17 protein-coding genes are annotated in these 18414 nt (G+C 34.4%); 9 read left to right on the top strand and 8 right to left on the bottom strand.

The window, feature by feature from the left end; translation table 11 throughout:
• Positions 1-203 precede the first annotated feature (203 nt).
• Both ACFX5F_RS14180 and ACFX5F_RS14175 read left to right on the top strand, forming a co-directional pair.
• The gene (locus tag ACFX5F_RS14180) at positions 204-1841 is read left to right on the top strand and encodes a S41 family peptidase (protein WP_379852668.1); all 1638 of its coding nucleotides are present in this window, start codon (positions 204-206) and stop codon (positions 1839-1841) included.
• Entirely contained in the window at positions 1841-2647 is an 807-nt protein-coding gene (locus ACFX5F_RS14175; RefSeq protein WP_379852667.1) for an OmpA family protein, read from the top strand. The genes ACFX5F_RS14180 and ACFX5F_RS14175 overlap by 1 nt, the downstream gene beginning before the upstream one ends.
• Here the strand turns inward: ACFX5F_RS14175 and ACFX5F_RS14170 are convergent, their stop codons facing one another.
• From ACFX5F_RS14170 to ACFX5F_RS14160, 3 genes are all read right to left on the bottom strand, one after another.
• Positions 2648-3091: a GNAT family N-acetyltransferase gene (locus ACFX5F_RS14170; RefSeq protein ID WP_379852666.1), complete on the bottom strand. Its 444-nt coding sequence runs from the start codon at positions 3089-3091 to the stop codon at positions 2648-2650.
• Between the two features lie 50 nt (positions 3092-3141).
• On the bottom strand, positions 3142-4119 hold the full coding sequence (locus ACFX5F_RS14165; RefSeq protein ID WP_379852665.1) for a DUF4837 family protein: 978 nt from the start codon (positions 4117-4119) through the stop codon (positions 3142-3144).
• A 190-nt stretch (positions 4120-4309) separates the two neighbouring features.
• A complete protein-coding gene (locus ACFX5F_RS14160; RefSeq protein WP_379852664.1) occupies positions 4310-5497 on the bottom strand; it encodes a phosphoglycerate kinase in 1188 nt (395 codons plus the stop codon).
• Positions 5498-5783: 286 nt separating this feature from the next.
• Between ACFX5F_RS14160 and ACFX5F_RS14155 the strand changes: the two genes are divergently transcribed.
• The 4 genes from ACFX5F_RS14155 (at position 5784) to recA (ending at position 9088) form a co-directional block, all read left to right on the top strand.
• Positions 5784-6932 carry a DNA polymerase III subunit gene (locus ACFX5F_RS14155; protein ID WP_379852663.1) on the top strand — a complete coding sequence of 383 codons (1149 nt, stop codon included), beginning with the start codon at positions 5784-5786 and terminating at the stop codon, positions 6930-6932.
• A gap of 4 nt (positions 6933-6936) precedes the next feature.
• Entirely contained in the window at positions 6937-7320 is a 384-nt protein-coding gene (locus tag ACFX5F_RS14150) for a DoxX family membrane protein (protein WP_379852662.1), read from the top strand.
• 45 nt (positions 7321-7365) lie between these two features.
• A complete protein-coding gene (locus tag ACFX5F_RS14145) occupies positions 7366-7875 on the top strand; it encodes an acyl-CoA thioesterase (protein ID WP_379852661.1) in 510 nt (169 codons plus the stop codon).
• Between the two features lie 205 nt (positions 7876-8080).
• Entirely contained in the window at positions 8081-9088 is a 1008-nt protein-coding gene (recA, locus tag ACFX5F_RS14140) for a recombinase RecA (protein WP_073209530.1), read from the top strand.
• Positions 9089-9102: 14 nt separating this feature from the next.
• On the opposite strand, the gene ACFX5F_RS14135 is transcribed toward recA, so the two are convergent.
• Positions 9103-9903 (bottom strand): lysophospholipid acyltransferase family protein, encoded by an 801-nt coding sequence (locus tag ACFX5F_RS14135; RefSeq protein WP_379852660.1) that lies wholly within the window; start codon positions 9901-9903, stop codon positions 9103-9105.
• 138 nt (positions 9904-10041) lie between these two features.
• Between ACFX5F_RS14135 and trpS the strand changes: the two genes are divergently transcribed.
• Positions 10042-11016, top strand: coding sequence for a tryptophan--tRNA ligase (trpS, locus tag ACFX5F_RS14130; protein ID WP_379852658.1), 975 nt, complete (start codon positions 10042-10044; stop codon positions 11014-11016).
• A gap of 301 nt (positions 11017-11317) precedes the next feature.
• Entirely contained in the window at positions 11318-11770 is a 453-nt protein-coding gene (locus tag ACFX5F_RS14125) for a hypothetical protein (protein ID WP_379852657.1), read from the top strand.
• 52 nt (positions 11771-11822) lie between these two features.
• Here ACFX5F_RS14125 and dprA read toward each other — a convergent pair whose 3' ends face one another.
• Positions 11823-12923 (bottom strand): DNA-processing protein DprA, encoded by a 1101-nt coding sequence (gene dprA / locus ACFX5F_RS14120; RefSeq protein ID WP_379852656.1) that lies wholly within the window; start codon positions 12921-12923, stop codon positions 11823-11825.
• A gap of 102 nt (positions 12924-13025) precedes the next feature.
• On the opposite strand from dprA, the gene ACFX5F_RS14115 reads away from it, so the two are divergent.
• Entirely contained in the window at positions 13026-13970 is a 945-nt protein-coding gene (locus ACFX5F_RS14115; RefSeq protein ID WP_379852655.1) for an HU domain-containing protein, read from the top strand.
• A 58-nt stretch (positions 13971-14028) separates the two neighbouring features.
• Here ACFX5F_RS14115 and ACFX5F_RS14110 read toward each other — a convergent pair whose 3' ends face one another.
• The 3 genes from ACFX5F_RS14110 to ACFX5F_RS14100 form a co-directional block, all read right to left on the bottom strand.
• The gene (locus ACFX5F_RS14110; RefSeq protein WP_379852654.1) at positions 14029-16299 is read right to left on the bottom strand and encodes a helix-turn-helix domain-containing protein; all 2271 of its coding nucleotides are present in this window, start codon (positions 16297-16299) and stop codon (positions 14029-14031) included.
• 296 nt (positions 16300-16595) lie between these two features.
• The gene (locus ACFX5F_RS14105) at positions 16596-17204 is read right to left on the bottom strand and encodes an OmpH/Skp family outer membrane protein (protein WP_379852652.1); all 609 of its coding nucleotides are present in this window, start codon (positions 17202-17204) and stop codon (positions 16596-16598) included.
• 240 nt (positions 17205-17444) lie between these two features.
• Complete coding sequence (locus ACFX5F_RS14100) at positions 17445-18299, bottom strand: class I SAM-dependent methyltransferase (RefSeq protein ID WP_379852651.1); 855 nt, start codon at positions 18297-18299, stop codon at positions 17445-17447.
• Between the last annotated feature and the right edge of the window lie 115 nt (positions 18300-18414).

The following is an 18414-nucleotide window of genomic DNA, read 5'->3' as shown; positions in this document are numbered from 1 at the left end:
TTTACTATATTTGACATAGATATTGGTTGTTTAGCGACTTCAAGATACTGAATTTCAGTATCTTGACCAATATCTAATCAATTTATTTTGCTTTAAATAATTACACCCAACGGGTTACATTATAGTCTTTACATACAATACTTTAATTAATATTGGCTATTTATTCTTATTTTAGCGGTAACAAATTTAGTTAAACGAAAGCCATGAACTTCTTTTTCAAAAAAAAATTCATAATTCCGGTTGTTGCCTCGGCATTTCTATTTATTGGAACGAGTTTCAAAGACGATTTTTTTGAAATTGCAAAACAAATAGAGATATTCACTACGCTTTTTAAGGAATTGAATAAGAATTATGTTGACGAGACCAATCCTGGTCAATTAATGGACAAAGCCATCAATGGAATGTTAGGAAGCCTTGATCCTTACACCGTATATTTCAATGAACAGGATGTAGTTAAATTTAAAATAAACAATACCGGAGAATATACCGGAATTGGTGCTTTGTTAACACGAAAAGAGGATAAACTTACGGTAAAAGAAATTTACAAAAATTTCCCTGCCTATAAAGCCGGTCTCAAGCCCGGTGATGAAATTATACAAATAGGCGATGTCCTTTTGTCTGCTTTCAAAGAAGATGCCTCACAGCTCTTTAAAGGTGCAAAAAACACCAAAATTGACATCAAGTATATCCGTCAGGGAAAAACCAATACAACCCAAATTGTACTGGACGAGGTAGAAATCAAGTCGGTGCCATTCTTCGGAAAAATTGACGCAAAGACAGGCTATATCGTTTTATCGCATTTCAATAAAAAGGCTTCTCTTGAAACCAAAGAAGCTTTAGATCAACTAAAAAGAGAAGGTGCCGAAAGAATTATTTTGGATTTAAGAGACAACCCAGGAGGACTTTTGAATGAAGCCGTAAATATTTGTAATCTGTTTGTTCCAAAAAATGAGATCATCGTCACCACAAAATCAAAAATAGAGAAACACAATACGACCTACAAAACAACCAGAGAACCTATTGACACTCAGATTCCATTAATAATTATTGTAAATGGGAAAAGTGCCTCGGCTTCTGAAATTGTTGCTGGTGCGTTGCAGGATTTGGATCGCGCGGTGGTATTGGGAAGTAGAAGTTACGGAAAAGGATTAGTGCAAAGACCGGTTGATTTAACATATGGGACGCAACTAAAAGTAACAATTGCACGCTATTATACGCCTTCGGGAAGATGCATTCAAGCGTTAGATTATGCACATAAAGACAAAGATGGCGTAGCTGTAAGAACGGAAGAAAAAAACTTTAATGCTTTCAAAACCCGAAAAGGAAGGACTGTCTATGATGGAGGCGGGATTCAACCAGATGTAGAACTTAATGAAACAAAATTAAGCCCAATCACCACGGCCTTAATCAAAAATGATGGGATTTTTAATTATGTAACTCGTTATTATTACAAAAATTCAACTTTAGGGGATCGCATCCCGTCAATTTCTGATTCCGATTATTTAGATTTTAAACAATTTTTAAAAGCCCAAAAATTCAATTTTGACACCGAAACCGAGTTGGCATTGAAAAATACTTTGGCTACAGCCAAAAAAGAAAAAATAGACGAATCTATTGCTTTAGAATACCAACAATTGCTAAGTGCACTTCAAAAAAGTGAAGACCAATTATTGGATAAAAATCAGAAAGAAATAAAAAATCTTATTTTAGATGAAATTATAAAAAGATACCAATACCAAGAGGGTTTGTATCAATATTACATCAAAAACAATGCAGAGGTTAAAAAAGCTATTACTATTTTAGATAACAATTCAGAGTATAAATCTATTTTGAAAATTTAATGAATATTATTTTCCGAATACTAGTTTTACTGTTTTTTTGCCATCTATCAGCCCAAGTAAAACCGGTTGAGACGGTTTATTTTGAATTTGACAAATCCGATCTTTACAACTCCCAAATCAAAACCATCATTGATTTTGCAAAAAATGCTGATACTTCTAAAATAGAATCTATCCAAATTTACGGCTATTGTGATGACCGCGGAGCCAATGATTATAATTATACATTGTCAAAAAGCAGGGTGAAAACGGTTCAAGACATCCTAACTTACAACGGTTTTAGCAAAAATAAAATTGTTATTATTGAAGGAAAGGGACGTGTGATTATTCAAAAAGACTCCATTGAGGACCTAACGGAAATTCGAAATAAAAATAGACGAGTTGACTTGTTTGTTGTTAAGAAAAATAGCTACGGTAAAGATATTTATAATTCCTTTCAAGAAAACCACAAAGTTGGTGATCGTATCTATTTAGAAAACATTCTTTTTGCATTAGGAAGAAGCGAGCTCACGTTACAATCAAAAAAGGAATTAGATAAAATTGCTTTGCTTTTGCAAAAACATCAAACACTTCAATTTGAAATTAGAGGCCATGTCTGTTGCACGCCCAGTTCTTTTGACGATGCAATTGATGAAGCCACGCATGAAAGGAAACTTTCGTTGAATCGCGCCAGAAATGTGTTTAAATATCTAGTATCTAAAAATATTAATAGTCTTCGAATGAGCTATAAAGGTTGTGGTAATAAATTCCCTCTTGGAAAAGGGGAAGCACTTGATCGAAGAGTAGAATTTCTTATTTTGAAAATATAATTATCCTCTCTTCATTTCAATATGCGGAATATCATCCTCTAAATACATTTCACTAGTTTGAACAAATCCATGGCTTTCGTAGAATTTTTTAAGATACAATTGAGCTCCGATGGTAATTTGGCTTTCGCCAAAATAAAGTAGAACACCAGCAATAGCTTCACGCATTAAGTCATGACCCCATTTCCTGTCGCGATAATTTGCATCAACGGTTACTCTGCCAATAGAGGCATTGTCAAAACTGATTCCAGCCTTGAAAAGTCGGGCATGAGCCACAATTTTTCCTTCGAATTCTCCAAAAAGATGCAACGCCACTTTGTCCTTACCGTCAAGGTCAAGATAAACACAGTTTTGTTCCACTACAAATATCTCGCTTCGTAACCGTAGTAAATCGTATAGTTCGTGAACAGAAAGTGCCTCAAAAGGCTTTATACTCCATTTTAACATCGTGTGGTTTTTATACTATTTTATAGAATGCAAATTAAAGAAAATAAAAATCAGTTTTTCAAAACAGTGACGGATTTTATGATGGACTCTAATTCGTGCATCAAATCCCGTTTCTCTTTTGAAGGCGCGTAACAGAAACCCTCTAAAACCAAGATTCTATTATTATTTCTATCAATAATTGCATAATTAATAAAAGGTCCTGCCATAAAATCATTTTTTAGTTCCCAGGTTCCCTTAGTCTCATAGGTTTTTTTTCCGTCAAGGGTAATCTTGAATATATAGGGTGCATAGGCCTCTTCTGTAATCATATTAGACTGCGGCTCGGTACCACTGATATATAAAGCACCAATTGAATCTCGCATTTTAACAATACTGCTAATCAAATTTGAGTTCTTTTTTAAGGAACTGATAGGAACTTCATAAATTAACAGGCTTGTGTTACCACCGATTATTTCCTTTTTCAGCCAAATAAATTTACTTTTATGGAGAACGTAGGCGTATGCAGAAGGGATTTTTATCGAGATCTGGAATTTGTTGGCAATAATTTTAGGATCAATTAGCAATTGACTGTTAATTCTTTGGCTTTCGGCTATTTCCATTTGCTTGATCAATCGAATCATTTTGGCTGCATTTTTTTCAATGCTTTTTATAATATCAGTACTTGTTTTTCCTGAAATATGAAATACATTTTGAGGGGATGCGTACTGATTTTTAATTATTTCAAACTTATTATCTTCTCCTTTTTTCACCACTATAATTGTCCTATTGTCGGTCATAAAACCTTCCAAAAGTTTAATAGGATATTGATTTATGGAAAAAAGGGGTTCTTCCTGGGGCAAACCAATGACTGGCGCGGCAAACTTATTACGGATGCTATCTCCCACCTCACCATTCCACAACTGGTCATCAATAATAACAGAAATCGTATTAATTTTTCCAGTTGTTTTTCGAGGTAAATTATCACTTTTCTTTGCACACGAAAAGAATAGAAAGAAAATAAACAGAAATAAAAAAAGGGCTTTATTCATTATAATTTAATTATGAAATAAAACCCAAATTTATAAAAGTTAATTGTACTATCCGTTTATTTTTAGCTTCATTCCGGGTTTAATATCTTCCCCGCGAATATCATTCCATTTTTCAGGACTGAAATTGCGAACAGATAAAATATTCCGCTGTTTTATAATCGGCTAGTATAATTTCAAACTTGTATTATAATTATTCCAAGATGGCAGCAATTCCAGGCAATACTTTACCTTCCAGCATTTCAAGCATAGCACCTCCACCAGTAGAAACATAACTCATCTTATCTTCTAACCCAAATTGTTTTACTGCAGCAACTGAATCTCCACCACCTACAAGAGAGAAAGCTCCGTTTGCAGTTGATTCAGCAATGAAATTTCCAAGGGTAATTGTCCCGTTAGCAAAACTTTCCATTTCAAAAACGCCTAATGGACCATTCCAAAGAATAGTTTTAGACTCCATGATTACTTTTTTGAAGTTTTCCAACGATTTTGGCCCAGCATCAAGTCCCTGCCATCCATCAGGAATTTCTTTTACGTCAACAATTTGAGTATCGGCAGTATTTGAAAATGCATTTGCTGCAACAACATCAACCGGAATATGAATTTGAACACCTTTTTCTTTGGCCAATCTCAAAATTTCCAAAGCCAATTCTTGTTTGTCATCTTCACAAATAGAATCTCCAATTTTACCTCCTAAAGCTTTCACGAAAGTAAATGTCATTCCACCTCCAATAATCATGTGATCCACTTTGTCCAGAATGTTTTCGATAACCGTAATTTTAGAAGATACTTTAGATCCACCAAGAACTGCTGTTACAGGTTTTTCACTGTTTTTCAAAACTTTGTTCAAGCTTTCAATTTCTTTAGCTAACAACAATCCGAAACATTTTTCAGTTGGGAAAAACTGAGCAATTATTGTAGTCGAAGCGTGTGCTCTGTGCGCTGTTCCAAATGCATCGTTTACATAAATATCACCAAGTGAAGCTAATTCTTTTGCAAAAGAAACATCTCCAGCTTCTTCTTCGCTATGAAAACGTAAATTTTCCAATAATAAAACTTCTCCAGCCTGTAATTTAACTGCTGCATCTTTAGCTGCAGAACCAATACAATCTGAAACAAACTGAACTGGAACTCCAAGCACTTCTGATGTAGTTTTTAAGATATGTTTCAATGAATATTTCTCTTCAACTCCTTTTGGTCTTCCTAAATGTGACATCAAAATTACGCTTCCGCCTTGAGCAAGAATCGCGTCAATTGTTGGTTTTGCTGCTTCGATACGAGTAGCATCTGTTACATTAAAATTTTCGTCTAAAGGCACGTTGAAATCAACGCGGATTATGGCTTTTTTATTTTTGAAATCAAAATCGTTTAAAGTTTTCATTAGGTCTATTTTTAGTTTGTATGTTTTTGAAATGATAACAAATATAGAACTTTTAGACTACTAATAAATTTGATGAAATCAAATAAATCCCATTCTTAGTAACGAAATCGATGTAAATTAATAAAAAATGTTTCTTTTTATTAGTATAACTGTTTTTTAATCCTGAAATATGTTAATTTAAATAACTAAAAAACATCTTTATTCAACTGTTATTTTACAAACTTCCTAACGTGAAACTTTGCCTACTAAAATTTTAGACTAAACCATTTTCTGCTATCTTTGCTTTATGCAATTTTCAGAAATTTTAGGTCAGGAACATATTAAAAGTCATTTGACAAAAAGTGCTAATCTGGGCAGAATTCCTCAGGCACAATTGTTCGTTGGTCCTGAAGGAAGCGGTACTTTACCTATGGCAATCGCTTATGCGCAATATATCATTTGCAGCAACCAGAACGCTGATAACTTCGGTCCAAATGAAGCGTGTAACCTGAAATTCAATAAAATTTCGCATCCGGATTTGCATTTTATTTACCCGACCGTAAGCACCGAAGAGGTGAAAACAAAACCAAAAAGTATTGACTTCATTACAGAATGGCGGCAGTTTTTAAGCGAAAATCTTTACGGAAGCTTATTTGATTGGTATCAAACTCTTGGCGTTAAAAATAAACAGGGTGAAATTAGAGTAGACGATGCACAGGAAATCCTGAAATCTTTGGCTTTAAAATCTTATGAAGGCGGATACAAAGTAATGATTATTTGGATGGCTGATAAATTGAATATTGCCGCTTCCAATAAATTATTGAAATTACTGGAAGAGCCTACTGATAAAACTGTTTTTATCTTAATTTCGGAAAACGAAGAAGATATTATTCAAACGATTCGTTCCCGTTGCCAAGTTTTACATTTTAATGGTTTGCCAGAAAAAATTATTTCTGAAGCCTTAGTTTCAAGAGAAAATATTGAATCTAAAACGGCTGTAAAAATAGCGCACCAAGCGCAAGGAAATTATAACAAAGCGCTACAATTATTGCAACCTGACAGCGAAACTGTTTTTTTTGAAAAATGGTTTGTTGACTGGGTTCGTGCCGCTTTTAGAGCCAAAGGAAATACCGCAGCCATTCAGGATTTGATTCAGTGGAGCGAGCAGATTGCGGGTTTGGGAAGAGAGACTCAAAAGAAGTTTTTACACTTTTGTATCGATATGTTCCGTCAGGCCTTATTATTAAATTACCAAACTGAAAGTTTAGTTTACATGGAGCCGCAAGTAGAGAAGTTCAAACTCGAGAATTTTGCGCCCTTTGTCAATGGCAATAATATAAATGATATCTTTAAGGAACTTTCGGATGCTATGTATCACATTGAGCGCAACGGAAATGCAAAAATAATTTTAACCGATTTATCAATCAAACTTACCCGCTTAATTCACAAAAAATAAAAACATGAACAACATTACTTCTATTTTAATTTTAATTTTTTTGGCCATTACTTTTCTTCAATCCGGTTACGACAAACTGTTTTATTGGAAAGATAATGTGGAGTGGCTAAAAGGTCATTTTGCAAAAACCCCATTAAAAAACCAAGTGCCTTTAGCCTTGCTAAATATTTTAATTTTAGAATTAATCTCCGGTATTTTATGTGTTGTTGGCTGTATCGAATTATTTGTAAACAACGGAAGAATTTTTGGCTTTTACGGAGCTGTTTTTTCTTGCGTGACTTTACTAATGTTACTTTTCGGACAGCGACTGGCTAAAGATTATGATGGTGCCAGAACTATCGTTATTTATTTTATCCCCGCTATACTGGCTGTGTATTGGTTAAACTAAAAAACACAAATTACATTACAAACAATAATTACATTGACAAAAAAAATGACTCCAAAACATCCTTCCGAATCTTTAACGACATTAACCGATTTAGTTTTACCAAGTGAGACCAATCCTTTGAACAATCTTTTTGGCGGTGAATTATTAGCCCGTATGGATCGCGCAGCAAGTATTGCGGCTAGAAGACATTCAAGAAGAATTGTAGTTACAGCATCCGTAAATCACGTGGCTTTTAACAGAGCTATTCCTTTGGGAAGTGTAGTAACTGTTGAAGCTAAAGTTTCCAGAGCTTTCAAGAGTTCAATGGAAATATACATCGACATCTGGGTAGAAGACCGGGAATCTGGTAACAAAACCAAGGCTAATGAAGCTATTTATACTTTTGTGGCTGTAGATGACACCGGAAGACCGGTCGAGGTTCCCCAAATAGTTCCGGAAACAGAACTGGAAAAACAACGTTTTGATGCCGCTTTACGCCGCAAGCAATTGAGTTTGGTTTTAGCAGGAAAAATGAATCCTCACGACGCTACTGAATTGAAGGCATTATTCTTGTAAAAAAGAAATAAATGTATTGCCTTATGATACAAAATGAGGGTTGAAAAATAATTTCGAAAGGCAAATTTCACATCAAAAAAAGAAGTATTTTTACGAAAATATATGTGACTCTAAAATGAAATTTTCAGGGGAATTATTCATCCTGTCAGTTTTTTACGATTATAAAAAATAATACAAATAGATGAAAGAAAAGGTAAAAGAGAAGATGAGTACAGAGAAAGAAGCTAAATTAAAAGCGTTACAACTTACGCTAGACAAATTGGATAAAACCTACGGAAAAGGTACGGTGATGAAAATGGGTGACAAAGCCATTGAGGAAGTAGAAACTATTTCTTCCGGGTCTTTAGGAATCGATTTAGCCTTAGGAGTTGGTGGATATCCAAGAGGAAGAATTATTGAAATATACGGTCCGGAATCATCTGGAAAAACAACTTTGACGCTTCACGCGATTGCTGAAGCTCAAAAAGCGGGTGGAATTGCTGCATTTATAGATGCGGAACATGCATTCGACAGAAATTATGCTGAGAAATTGGGTGTAGACATTGAAAATCTAATCATTTCTCAACCAGATAATGGAGAGCAAGCATTAGAAATTGCGGAGAACTTGATTCGTTCAGGAGCAATTGATATTGTTGTAATTGACTCCGTAGCGGCTTTGACTCCAAAAAGTGAAATTGAAGGCGAAATGGGAGATTCTAAAATGGGTCTTCATGCTCGTTTGATGTCTCAAGCCTTACGTAAATTAACTGGGACAATCAGCAAAACCCACTGTACTGTTTTCTTTATCAATCAGTTGAGAGAGAAAATTGGAGTAATGTTTGGAAATCCAGAAACTACAACTGGGGGAAATGCACTGAAATTTTACGCTTCGGTACGTTTAGATATTCGTCGTTCTACTCAAATTAAGGATGGTGATAACGTGCTTGGAAACAGAACCAAAGTAAAAGTGGTGAAAAACAAAGTGGCTCCGCCATTTAAAATCGCTGAATTTGATATCATGTACGGTGAAGGTATTTCAAAAACTGGAGAGATTTTAGATCTTGCCGTGGAATTTGAAATCATCAAAAAAGCGGGATCTTGGTTTAGTTATGGTGAAACCAAATTAGGACAAGGTCGTGATGCTGTTAAGTCTTTAATAAAAGACAATCCAGAATTAGCTGATGAGCTTGAAGAAAAAATTAAAGCTAGAATAAAAGAATTAGCAGAAGCATAAAACTAAAAAAGAGTTCACCAAGGTGAACTCTTTTTTTTATATAAGTTATAAAAAGCAAACTTATTTTCATCTTCAGTCCTCTCAAATTCCTCTAATTGAGAATAAATGATGTCTCTAACTTCTTCCCTCATCTCTTTTCTATTCTCCCCTGTCTTTCCCAATGTCTCTATATGAGAATGAATTTTGACCCTCATAAAACCAGGACTACCACTGAAAAAAGTATAGGAAAATCTTTTTTTATTGTCTGCAAAAGTAATGGGAACAATAGGGATTTTATGTTCTATAGCCAAACGAAAAGCACCGTCTTTAAAAGTATCTAATAATACCGATTCATCTTCGGGGACACCGCCTTCAGGGAAAATGCAAATACTTAGCCCTTGATTTATTCTTTTTTGAGCGCGATTAAAAACACCCATTTTACTTTTAGAACAATTCCTATCCACCAAAATACAGGTTCTTTTGTAGAAAAATCCAAATAAAGGAATCTTTGATAGTTCTTTTTTGCCTACAAAAACAAAAGGATTTTTGATTGTGGCAAGCATCAGCATAATATCAGCCATTGAGGTATGGTTGGCCACAATCATGTAACTTTTATCGGATTTCAGCTCTTGGTTTTCATCAATTTTATAGTAAAAACCCATTCCGAAAAGAATGAATTTTGCCCAAATTCGAGCCATCTTAAAAAAGTAAGGATAGCCACTTTCAGTCAAAATAGAAAGTACTAAAAAAGGAAACATAACCAATATAGGAATAGCCATTAAAACATAAAACCATACGCGCCAAAGTGTCCAAAAAATAATTTTTAATCCTCTCATAATGTCAAAAGTAAGGAATCGAACGTAAATAGCGCTAAAAGAATTCAATTTGGCAACTATAGTGTTAGAAAAAAATTACAATCCATGCGAACTTTGCCAAAAATTTTATGAACTTTGCGGTTAAAGTTAAAAATTACAATGGCAAATATACTTACCGGCGTACAAAGTACCGGAACACCACATTTAGGCAACTTACTTGGCGCAATCATTCCCGCAATAGCATTATCAAATAAATCAGAAAATGAATCGTTTCTTTTCATTGCCGATTTGCACTCCATAACGCAAATAAAAAACGGTGGAACCTTACGAACAAATACCTACAGTACGGCAGCGGCTTGGCTTGCCTGTGGTTTGAATGTTGATAAAGTCGTTTTCTACAGACAATCTGATGTGCCACAAACTGCGGAATTATCCTGGTATTTAAGTTGCTTTTTTCCTTTTCAACGCTTGACATTAGCGCATTCATTCAAAGATAAAGCGGACAGACTGGAAGATGTCAATGCCGGGTTGTTTTCGTATCCAATGCTGATGGCTGCCGATATTTTATTATATGATGCTGAGTTTGTTCCTGTTGGAAAAGATCAATTGCAACACCTTGAAATTACTCGTGATGTAGCCTCTCGCTTCAACCACCAAATGGGGGAAACGTTTGTGATTCCAGAAGCGATAATACAAAAAGACGGTATGTTGATTCCGGGAACCAATGGCGGAAAAATGAGTAAATCAGCGAATAACATTATCAATATTTTCCTGGATGATAAATCCTTGCGCAAACAAGTGATGAGTATTGAAACCGACAGCACACCTCTGGAAGATCCAAAAAATCCAGAAACCTGTAATGCGTTTGCCATATATAAATTATTGGCAAATGAAGAACAAATAGCCACAATGACTGCCAATTACATTGGTGGAAATTACGGTTACGGTCACGCTAAACAAGCCCTGTTTGAATTGATAACAGAAACCTTCAAAACCGAAAGAGAAAAATACAATTATTATATGAACAACTTTCCTGAAGTAGATGCTTTGCTAAAAATTGGTGCCAAAAAAGCAGCAGTTGTTGCGAATGGCGTTTTGGGAAAAGTAAGAGAAAAATTGGGATTTGAGGTTTAACAATCAATTTTTTAAACCATATAAGTCATATAAGTTTTTTTTTAAAAGTTACTTTTAGTTTAAGGTAATATTCACAAAAGCTTACATGACTTATATGTTAAAATCAAATCGGCTCAAATAATTTCCCAGGTAAAGGCCGAACTACACCTTTCAGTTCCATATTCTTAAAATATCGCTAAAAGTGGGTATTTTTTTATAGTTTAAAATTTAATATATTTATTTACAACTATTTAGTACTCTTTTAAAGACAATTTATGTCTATAATTGATTATATAGACATATGGATTTTAAATTAAAATATATGAAATCAGCAAAAAATACAGTAATATTAACAATATGTCTTTTGGTATTATCTTGTAACACATACAAGCGAGACCCTTTTTATTTCAGAAGTGATTCTAAATATAAAGATGAGTCTTTTTGGATTGATAATTTTAAAGATGAAGTCTTCTATGCGTGTCTTAAAGAAGGTTATAAAAACGACAGTATTTTTAAATTAATGGGAAAGAAAGATTTATTTAATGCATCTGAAGTATTTGATTTTAGTGAAATGGATAGCGCAAGAGTTTTAGGACGTAAAATAATTAAAAAAATGCCTCCGCCATTTATTCATATCGATGATAAAGATATTACTGGAATGAATTTTATTTCTGCAGCATGTTTACATTATTATGCAAGTCGTGAGTTAGATTCAATTGCTAAGGAAGCATATAAGAAGCATGCAAAAATGGCAAAAGAAAATAATAAATTTTGAAAAATTAAATTTAAAAAGCAGTTTCCGTATTTCGGAACTGCTTTTTCTTCTTTCAAATAGCCTCAAACAATTTCCCCGGCAAAGGCCGTATCACGCCTTTCAGTTCCATATTCAACAGCATTCCTGAGATTTTATAAATAGGAAAATCACAACGCAAGGCAATAATATCCATCAGTTCTTTCCCGGTTTTTAAAAGGTAATCGTATACTTTTTGTTCGTCGTCCTCTAAAGTCACAAACAATTGTTTTTGTATCGGTTTTATTTCTTTTTCCAAATCCCAATTCAAAATATAAATTAAATCGGCTGCACTAGTCAGGACATTTGCTTTTTGGGTTTTTATCAGGTTATTGCAACCTTGGCTGTATTTGTCTGTAACACGTCCCGGAACGGCAAAAACATCGCGATTGTAATCATTGGCCATGTTGGCCGTAATTAAGGAACCACCTCTATCCGCTGACTCAATTACAATGGTAGCTTCAGACATTCCAGCTACGATTCTGTTTCTACGCACGAAGTTTTCTTTATCCGGATTCGAGGAACTCCAAAACTCGGTCATGAAACCACCATTTTGTTCCACTTTCGCAACGTATTTTTTATGGGTTTTTGGGTAAATTTGGTTCAAACCATGAGCGACGACGCCTATCGTCTGCAAATTATTTTCCATTGCCAGTTGATGCGCCACAATATCAACACCGTAAGCAAAACCACTCACGATTATGGGATCAAGCGGTGCTAAATCTTCTATTAATTTTCTACAGAATTCCATGCCGTAAGACGTAATTTGGCGCGTTCCTACAATACTGATTATTTTTTTATTCTTTAGATTGATATTTCCTGATGTGAATAATAAAAGTGGTCCGTCAATACAATGTTTTAAGCGATCGGGATAATTTTCGTCCTGAAAATAAACGGCATTGATTCCATTCGATTTTATAAATTCCAGTTCCTGAGTCGCTTTTTCGAAAACCGATTTGTCTTTTAAATTTTTCAGCAAAACAGATCCTACTCCATCAATAGCAGCAAGTTGCGATACTTTTGTATTAAAAACTGCTTCCGCACTTCCAAAATGGGTAAGCAGTTTTTTGGCCATTATATCTCCCACTCCTTCTATTCTTTGCAACGCCAATAAATAAAATAAATCTTGTTCGTTCATAATAACTATTTGAAACTGAAATGTATAAAATTTTAAGCGGATTGTTAATAAAAATTGTGAATAAAATTTTGATACCTATATTCGTTGTATAACTTTGTAAGTATGAAAATCGAACTATACATCGCGCAGCTTTTATACCGTTATCAATGTGTAACCGTTCCGGGTTTAGGAGCTTTTTTGACCGAAATTCAATCGGCTCAACTGAATGAAAGCTCGAATTCATTTTCTCCTCCAAAGAAAATGATTTCTTTCAATGCCAACCTTAAAAACAATGACGGTTTATTAGCCAATCATATCGCCCAAGCTGAAAAAACTTCTTATGAATATGCTGTTAGCGCTATTCAGTATGAAGTTTTCAATTGGAAAAAAGCATTAGAAGAAAACGGTGTTTATGCAATAAAAAATGTAGGTGATCTTTACCTGAATGCTGATTCTAATTTAATATTTACTCCATACGACCAAACCAATTATTTGACTAATTCTTTTGGTTTAAGTCCGTTTGTTTCTCCACTTGTAAAAAGAGAAATCTTCGAACAAAAGATACAGGCAATTGAAGAAAAAGAATCAATTGTTTTAATTCCAGAAACAAGAAGAATGAATCCGTATTTAAAATACGCTGCCATTTTTGTACTTGGATTAGGTTTAACCGGAAGTGTTGGTTATCCAATATACCAAAACCAAATCGCAACCCAAACGACACTTGTTGAAACGGCTGTTCAAAAACAGGTTCAAAATAAAATACAGGAAGCTACTTTTTTTATCGAAAGTCCGGTCCCGGCTGTAACACTATCGGTTAAATCAGCTACGGAAGTAAAAATGTCCTATCATATTATGGCAGGCGTTTACAGAGAAGAAAAAAATGCACAAAACACATTTAATCAATTAACTCATTTAGGATATAAAGCACGCCGAATTGCTCCTAATAAACACGGATTGTTTCCTGTACTTTACGGAAGTTATGCCACAATTGCAGAAGCAGAGAAAGCAAAACAAGAAATTCAGAAAAAACACAATCCTGAAGCTTGGATATTAATTCAATCACTATAATAACAAAAAAACCTATTCTGAACGAATAGGTTTTTTTATAGCTGTTCTTTAACGATACTTAATTCAAACTCGCTTTGTACATTCTAGCCTCATCCCAAGTGAATTTTTTGCTGTTTTTTTCCATTAAAGCGTTCAGCGATTCTTCTTTATATCCTCTAAAAGCATCGGCTAATTCATCAATTCTGTCTTGCGGCAAAACCTCCTTTATATCTATTGCTTTTTCCTGAATCAATTTGACGAAATGACTGTAAATCGTCTGTTTTGTAAGCACTCGTATGGTTGCGATATCTTGAATAGAATTTTTCTCAATCCACAATTCATAGGTTTCCTGAACGGTTGATTTTTTTGGCGCTTTTTTAGTTGCCTTTTTCGAAGTATATCGTTCTATATCTTTTTCATCATCGATCAAAGTGACATTTACATTTTTGAATTCTTCCCGAATCGCATCCGTTTTTTTGGTTATATATTGCTTTATCTCTGCTGATGTCAGTTTTTCTTTGGAAATTGTTTCGCCGGAGACAACGGTTTCTATCAATAATTTGGCCTTCATTAAACGCAAAACCGCTTTCGTTTGCAACTCTTCCAAAACGATTAATTCATCGTAATAGGCTTTCACTTTCTTGATGCGTCTTACTTCTTCTAATTTCCAAAGGATTTCGTAAACTAATTTATCCATTGGAACCAGAAAATAACTGAATGCTGCTTGTATTCTGTCAAAAACATGATTTAAATCGACTGTTTCCTGGGCAAAGAGTTTATTCAATTGCGATATGAATTTTTTGGATGGTTCCAAAAGCTGATCGATACTTTCCGTTTGCTTTTTAGCCCAAAGCGACTGTTTTGATTTGGCTGAACTTTCCGATTTATCGTTGTAACTGTATTGATGATTGCGCCATTCCTGTGCTAAATCTTGCCAATCGAAGGTGTTTATCAAGTAATTATGAATGAAATTTTTAGTCTCGAAATGCAAGGCATTCTTTAATAATTCATCAGAAGCTTTGTTTAGCGCATAATCCATCACATCCTGATCATTCGAAATCCCATTCATTCGCAGTGGAGACAGCAAAATAAGCCCCTCTAACGAACGCAAACGCGATAATGCCACATACGCCTGTCCCGGAAGGAAAACTTGCGAAACATCAAGCGCAGCTTTATCAAAAGTTAATCCTTGACTCTTATGAACCGTTATGGCCCACGCCAGCTTTATGGGATAATGAACAAAAGTCCCTAACACTTCCTCGGCAACTTCCTTGGTCGTTTCGTCTACTTTATAGCGGATATTTTGCCATTCGTATTTTTCGACTTCTATGGTTTTGTTTTCCTCTGGAAAATGAACTAAAATTTCATGGCTCGAAAGGGATTTAATAACACCCATTTTCCCATTGAAATAATTTTTATCAAAAGACAAATCGTTCTTGACAAACATAACTTGCGCGCCAATTTTGAGTTTCAAATGCTCCTCCACCGGAAAAATCTTATCGGGAAAATCACCAACAATTTCAGGTTTATAGATAACTTCTTTACCCACTAAAGCTTCCAAAGCTTGCGCATTCATAGTATCTGCCTTGACATTATGCGTCGTTAGCGTAATGTAACCTTTGTTTGCTTTTAAATCAAAATCCGGTTTAACGTATTGATTTAAGGCCTGAATATCTTCCTGCGAAATCTGATTGTTCCGCAAATTATTTAAAACAGCGATAAACTTATCATCCGTTTGACGGAAAATTTTAGATAATTCGATATACAACGGCGGATTTTGTTGCACGACATGCGAATGGAAAAAGAACTTCCCTTTGTAATAATTGCGAAGTGTGCGCCATTCTTCATCACGGATTACGGGAGGCAATTGCAACAAATCGCCAATAAATAATACTTGAACACCACCAAAAGGAGTGTTTCTTTTGCGAACGGTTTGCATCATATAATCCATCGCATCCAATAAATCAGCCCGAAGCATACTTACTTCATCTATGATCAGCAATTCCATATTGCGAATAACCGATTTCTTCAAACCGCTCATTTTGAAATGGCGGCGCAACGTATCTTTAGACTCGAATTTTACGCTTTCGGAAAATTGAGAATTTACATTGAATTCCGGGATAAAACCTCCAAAAGGCAACTGAAACATCGAGTGAATCGTAACACCCCCTGCGTTTAAGGCCGCTATTCCCGTGGGTGCAACAACTACAGTATTCTTGTGAGTGGTTTGGATAATTTCTCGCAGCAACGTGGTTTTTCCAGTTCCTGCTTTGCCGGTAAGAAACACCGATCGATGCGTTTGATTAATGAATTGTAAGGTATAAGCTGCGGCTTCAGAGATTGTTTGCATTTGGCGTGTATAGAGATAGCTAAAATATTGAAAATAGAATTACTATTTAAGTTTTTGGAAAATATTTTTGGTTTGATTCCAATGTTTTTCAGCCCCGATTGTAATGGAAATACTCGAGATTTAGAACGCAATTTTTTCTAAGCAGAAAAGAGCGACCGCAGGAAGCTTTTTTTATGGTTAAGAAAAAAGCTTTATAAACGAGAGATTGAAATGAAAAGCGGGATTAAGCTGCCAAAAAAAAGCCTCCAATCTAAATATTAGATGAAGGCTATATTTTGAATTAATAGTAAAAAATATTATTTTTTAGCTTCCGCTTCTTTTGGAGTTGCAGATTTGTATTTATCATTCAATTCTTTAATAATCTCTTTTGTGATATCGTATTTGTCTTCAGCATACAAAATTGAAGCTGCATCACCAGTTCCGTAGATATAAGAGTATCCTTTTTCTTTACCATAGGTTTTGATGAATTTTTTTACACCACTAACTAAAGAATCCATTTCTTTTCCACTTTCTTGTTGCAACTCTTGTGCTAATTGTTGTTGTGCAGCACCTAATTGTTGCTCTCTTTTTTGTAATTCAGCTCCTTTTTGTTGTGCCCAAGCTTGACCGTTTGCTTGTGCTTGTGCTTGAAAACCGGCAGCTTCTTGCTTGAATCTTGCAATTTCAGCATCTAGTTGTCTTCCTTTTTCCTCTGATTTGGCTTTATATTTAGCCTCAAGATCTTTGGCTTCTGTATATTCTTTCATTAACACTGAAGTATCAACGTAAGCTGTTTTTACTTCCTTAACTGCAGTTGCTGGTTTGTTACAAGATAGTACTGTAATTGAAAGTGCGATAATTAATAATGCTTTTTTACTCATCTTTTTAATATTACTTTTTTGGTATTCGTGAATCTTCGATTTCATTTGGTAAATTTCTAATTTTTTAAGTATGTGTGACAAAAATATAAAAAAATAAGTAGCATTGACATAAAGTTTAAAAAATGCACATTTATTTGTTGTATCAGTTTTTGTTATTGTAATTGATTTATTAATAATATAATTTTATCAAAACCCACTTCAATAGCTTTCTTTTAAAAGAATTTCACCGAAAAGACAATGTCAGACCTAGTTTTAAGCGAGAAAAGCGCTTAAACATCTTTAAAATTAGTTTAAGTAGTTTTTTATGATATAAATATGTGAGGAGTACTCCAAATTCTTCTTGGCTTTCCAATTCGACTGTAATCCAACGAAAAACGCTTTTATAAAATTCATTTTCCCAGTTTTATATTTTTCTGAAAGCAAGGCAACGTAAAAAGAATCAAACTTCATAGGAAGTACTTTTATCAATTTCATTTTTTCTTTTTGAAAAAGAGATTGTATCGCCTGTTTTGAAAAATGCCAAAAATGGATTGGCACATCATAAGCCGCCCAAAATGTTCCGTAATGTTTTGCGTCGAAAGATTTGAAATTAGGTACTGCAATAATTAAAGTTCCATTTGGTTTTAACAGACGTTTCAATTCTTTTATTTGTTCGTCTAAATTAGGGACGTGTTCCAGAACGTGCCACATCGAAATAACATCGAAAGATTGATTTTCCAATTCCGTTGTTTTCTCTACAAAAGAAACGCCCTTGTTTTTTGCGATTACTTTTGCTTTATCACTTGGCTCTACTCCTATTGTCTGCCAACCGTCTTGTTTTGCCACCGATAAAAAATCTCCTGTTCCTGCTCCGATATCCAAAATTCTTCCTTTATCAGGTTGTAATGAATTAATCAAATCAAGTTTGTTTTTTAGCGCAATGTTTTTCACGAAGTGATATGCTTTTTCAAAAAACGAACGCTTACTGTCTGTATGCGAAATATAATCCACACTTTCGTAGTACTTTCCTAAATTTTCTAAACTAGGTTGTGGAGATGTAATCAACATGTCCAAATCTTCGTCATGATACAAATCAAATGTTTCTTTAGAAACGGAATAATCTTTAACGGTTAAAAAATGCTTTTTGTTTGAAATGTCCATTTTTAGTTTTCAGTGGTCAGTTTTCAGTGGTCAGTTTAATACGATTCCTGAAAATTATATTTATAAATTAATTAATAGTTTCACGTGGAACAATTTTTACGATTCAGTGTTCATT

The sequence above is a fragment of the Flavobacterium zhoui genome (assembly GCF_042787235.1).
GTDB lineage: Bacteria > Bacteroidota > Bacteroidia > Flavobacteriales > Flavobacteriaceae > Flavobacterium > Flavobacterium zhoui.
The sequence above is the reverse complement of the archived record's forward strand: the minus strand, read 5'-3'. Positions and strand labels throughout refer to the sequence as shown.

Coding starts and splice junctions, on each gene's coding strand:
- ACFX5F_RS14180 (WP_379852668.1), top strand. CDS start 204: ATGAACTTCTTTTTCAAAAAAAAATTCATAATTCCGGTTGTTGCCTCG.
- ACFX5F_RS14175 (WP_379852667.1), top strand. CDS start 1,841: ATGAATATTATTTTCCGAATACTAGTTTTACTGTTTTTTTGCCATCTA.
- ACFX5F_RS14170 (WP_379852666.1), bottom strand. CDS start 3,091: ATGTTAAAATGGAGTATAAAGCCTTTTGAGGCACTTTCTGTTCACGAA.
- ACFX5F_RS14165 (WP_379852665.1), bottom strand. CDS start 4,119: ATGAATAAAGCCCTTTTTTTATTTCTGTTTATTTTCTTTCTATTCTTT.
- ACFX5F_RS14160 (WP_379852664.1), bottom strand. CDS start 5,497: ATGAAAACTTTAAACGATTTTGATTTCAAAAATAAAAAAGCCATAATC.
- ACFX5F_RS14155 (WP_379852663.1), top strand. CDS start 5,784: ATGCAATTTTCAGAAATTTTAGGTCAGGAACATATTAAAAGTCATTTG.
- ACFX5F_RS14150 (WP_379852662.1), top strand. CDS start 6,937: ATGAACAACATTACTTCTATTTTAATTTTAATTTTTTTGGCCATTACT.
- ACFX5F_RS14145 (WP_379852661.1), top strand. CDS start 7,366: ATGACTCCAAAACATCCTTCCGAATCTTTAACGACATTAACCGATTTA.
- recA (WP_073209530.1), top strand. CDS start 8,081: ATGAGTACAGAGAAAGAAGCTAAATTAAAAGCGTTACAACTTACGCTA.
- ACFX5F_RS14135 (WP_379852660.1), bottom strand. CDS start 9,903: ATGAGAGGATTAAAAATTATTTTTTGGACACTTTGGCGCGTATGGTTT.
- trpS (WP_379852658.1), top strand. CDS start 10,042: ATGGCAAATATACTTACCGGCGTACAAAGTACCGGAACACCACATTTA.
- ACFX5F_RS14125 (WP_379852657.1), top strand. CDS start 11,318: ATGAAATCAGCAAAAAATACAGTAATATTAACAATATGTCTTTTGGTA.
- dprA (WP_379852656.1), bottom strand. CDS start 12,923: ATGAACGAACAAGATTTATTTTATTTATTGGCGTTGCAAAGAATAGAA.
- ACFX5F_RS14115 (WP_379852655.1), top strand. CDS start 13,026: ATGAAAATCGAACTATACATCGCGCAGCTTTTATACCGTTATCAATGT.
- ACFX5F_RS14110 (WP_379852654.1), bottom strand. CDS start 16,299: ATGCAAACAATCTCTGAAGCCGCAGCTTATACCTTACAATTCATTAAT.
- ACFX5F_RS14105 (WP_379852652.1), bottom strand. CDS start 17,204: ATGAAATCGAAGATTCACGAATACCAAAAAAGTAATATTAAAAAGATG.
- ACFX5F_RS14100 (WP_379852651.1), bottom strand. CDS start 18,299: ATGGACATTTCAAACAAAAAGCATTTTTTAACCGTTAAAGATTATTCC.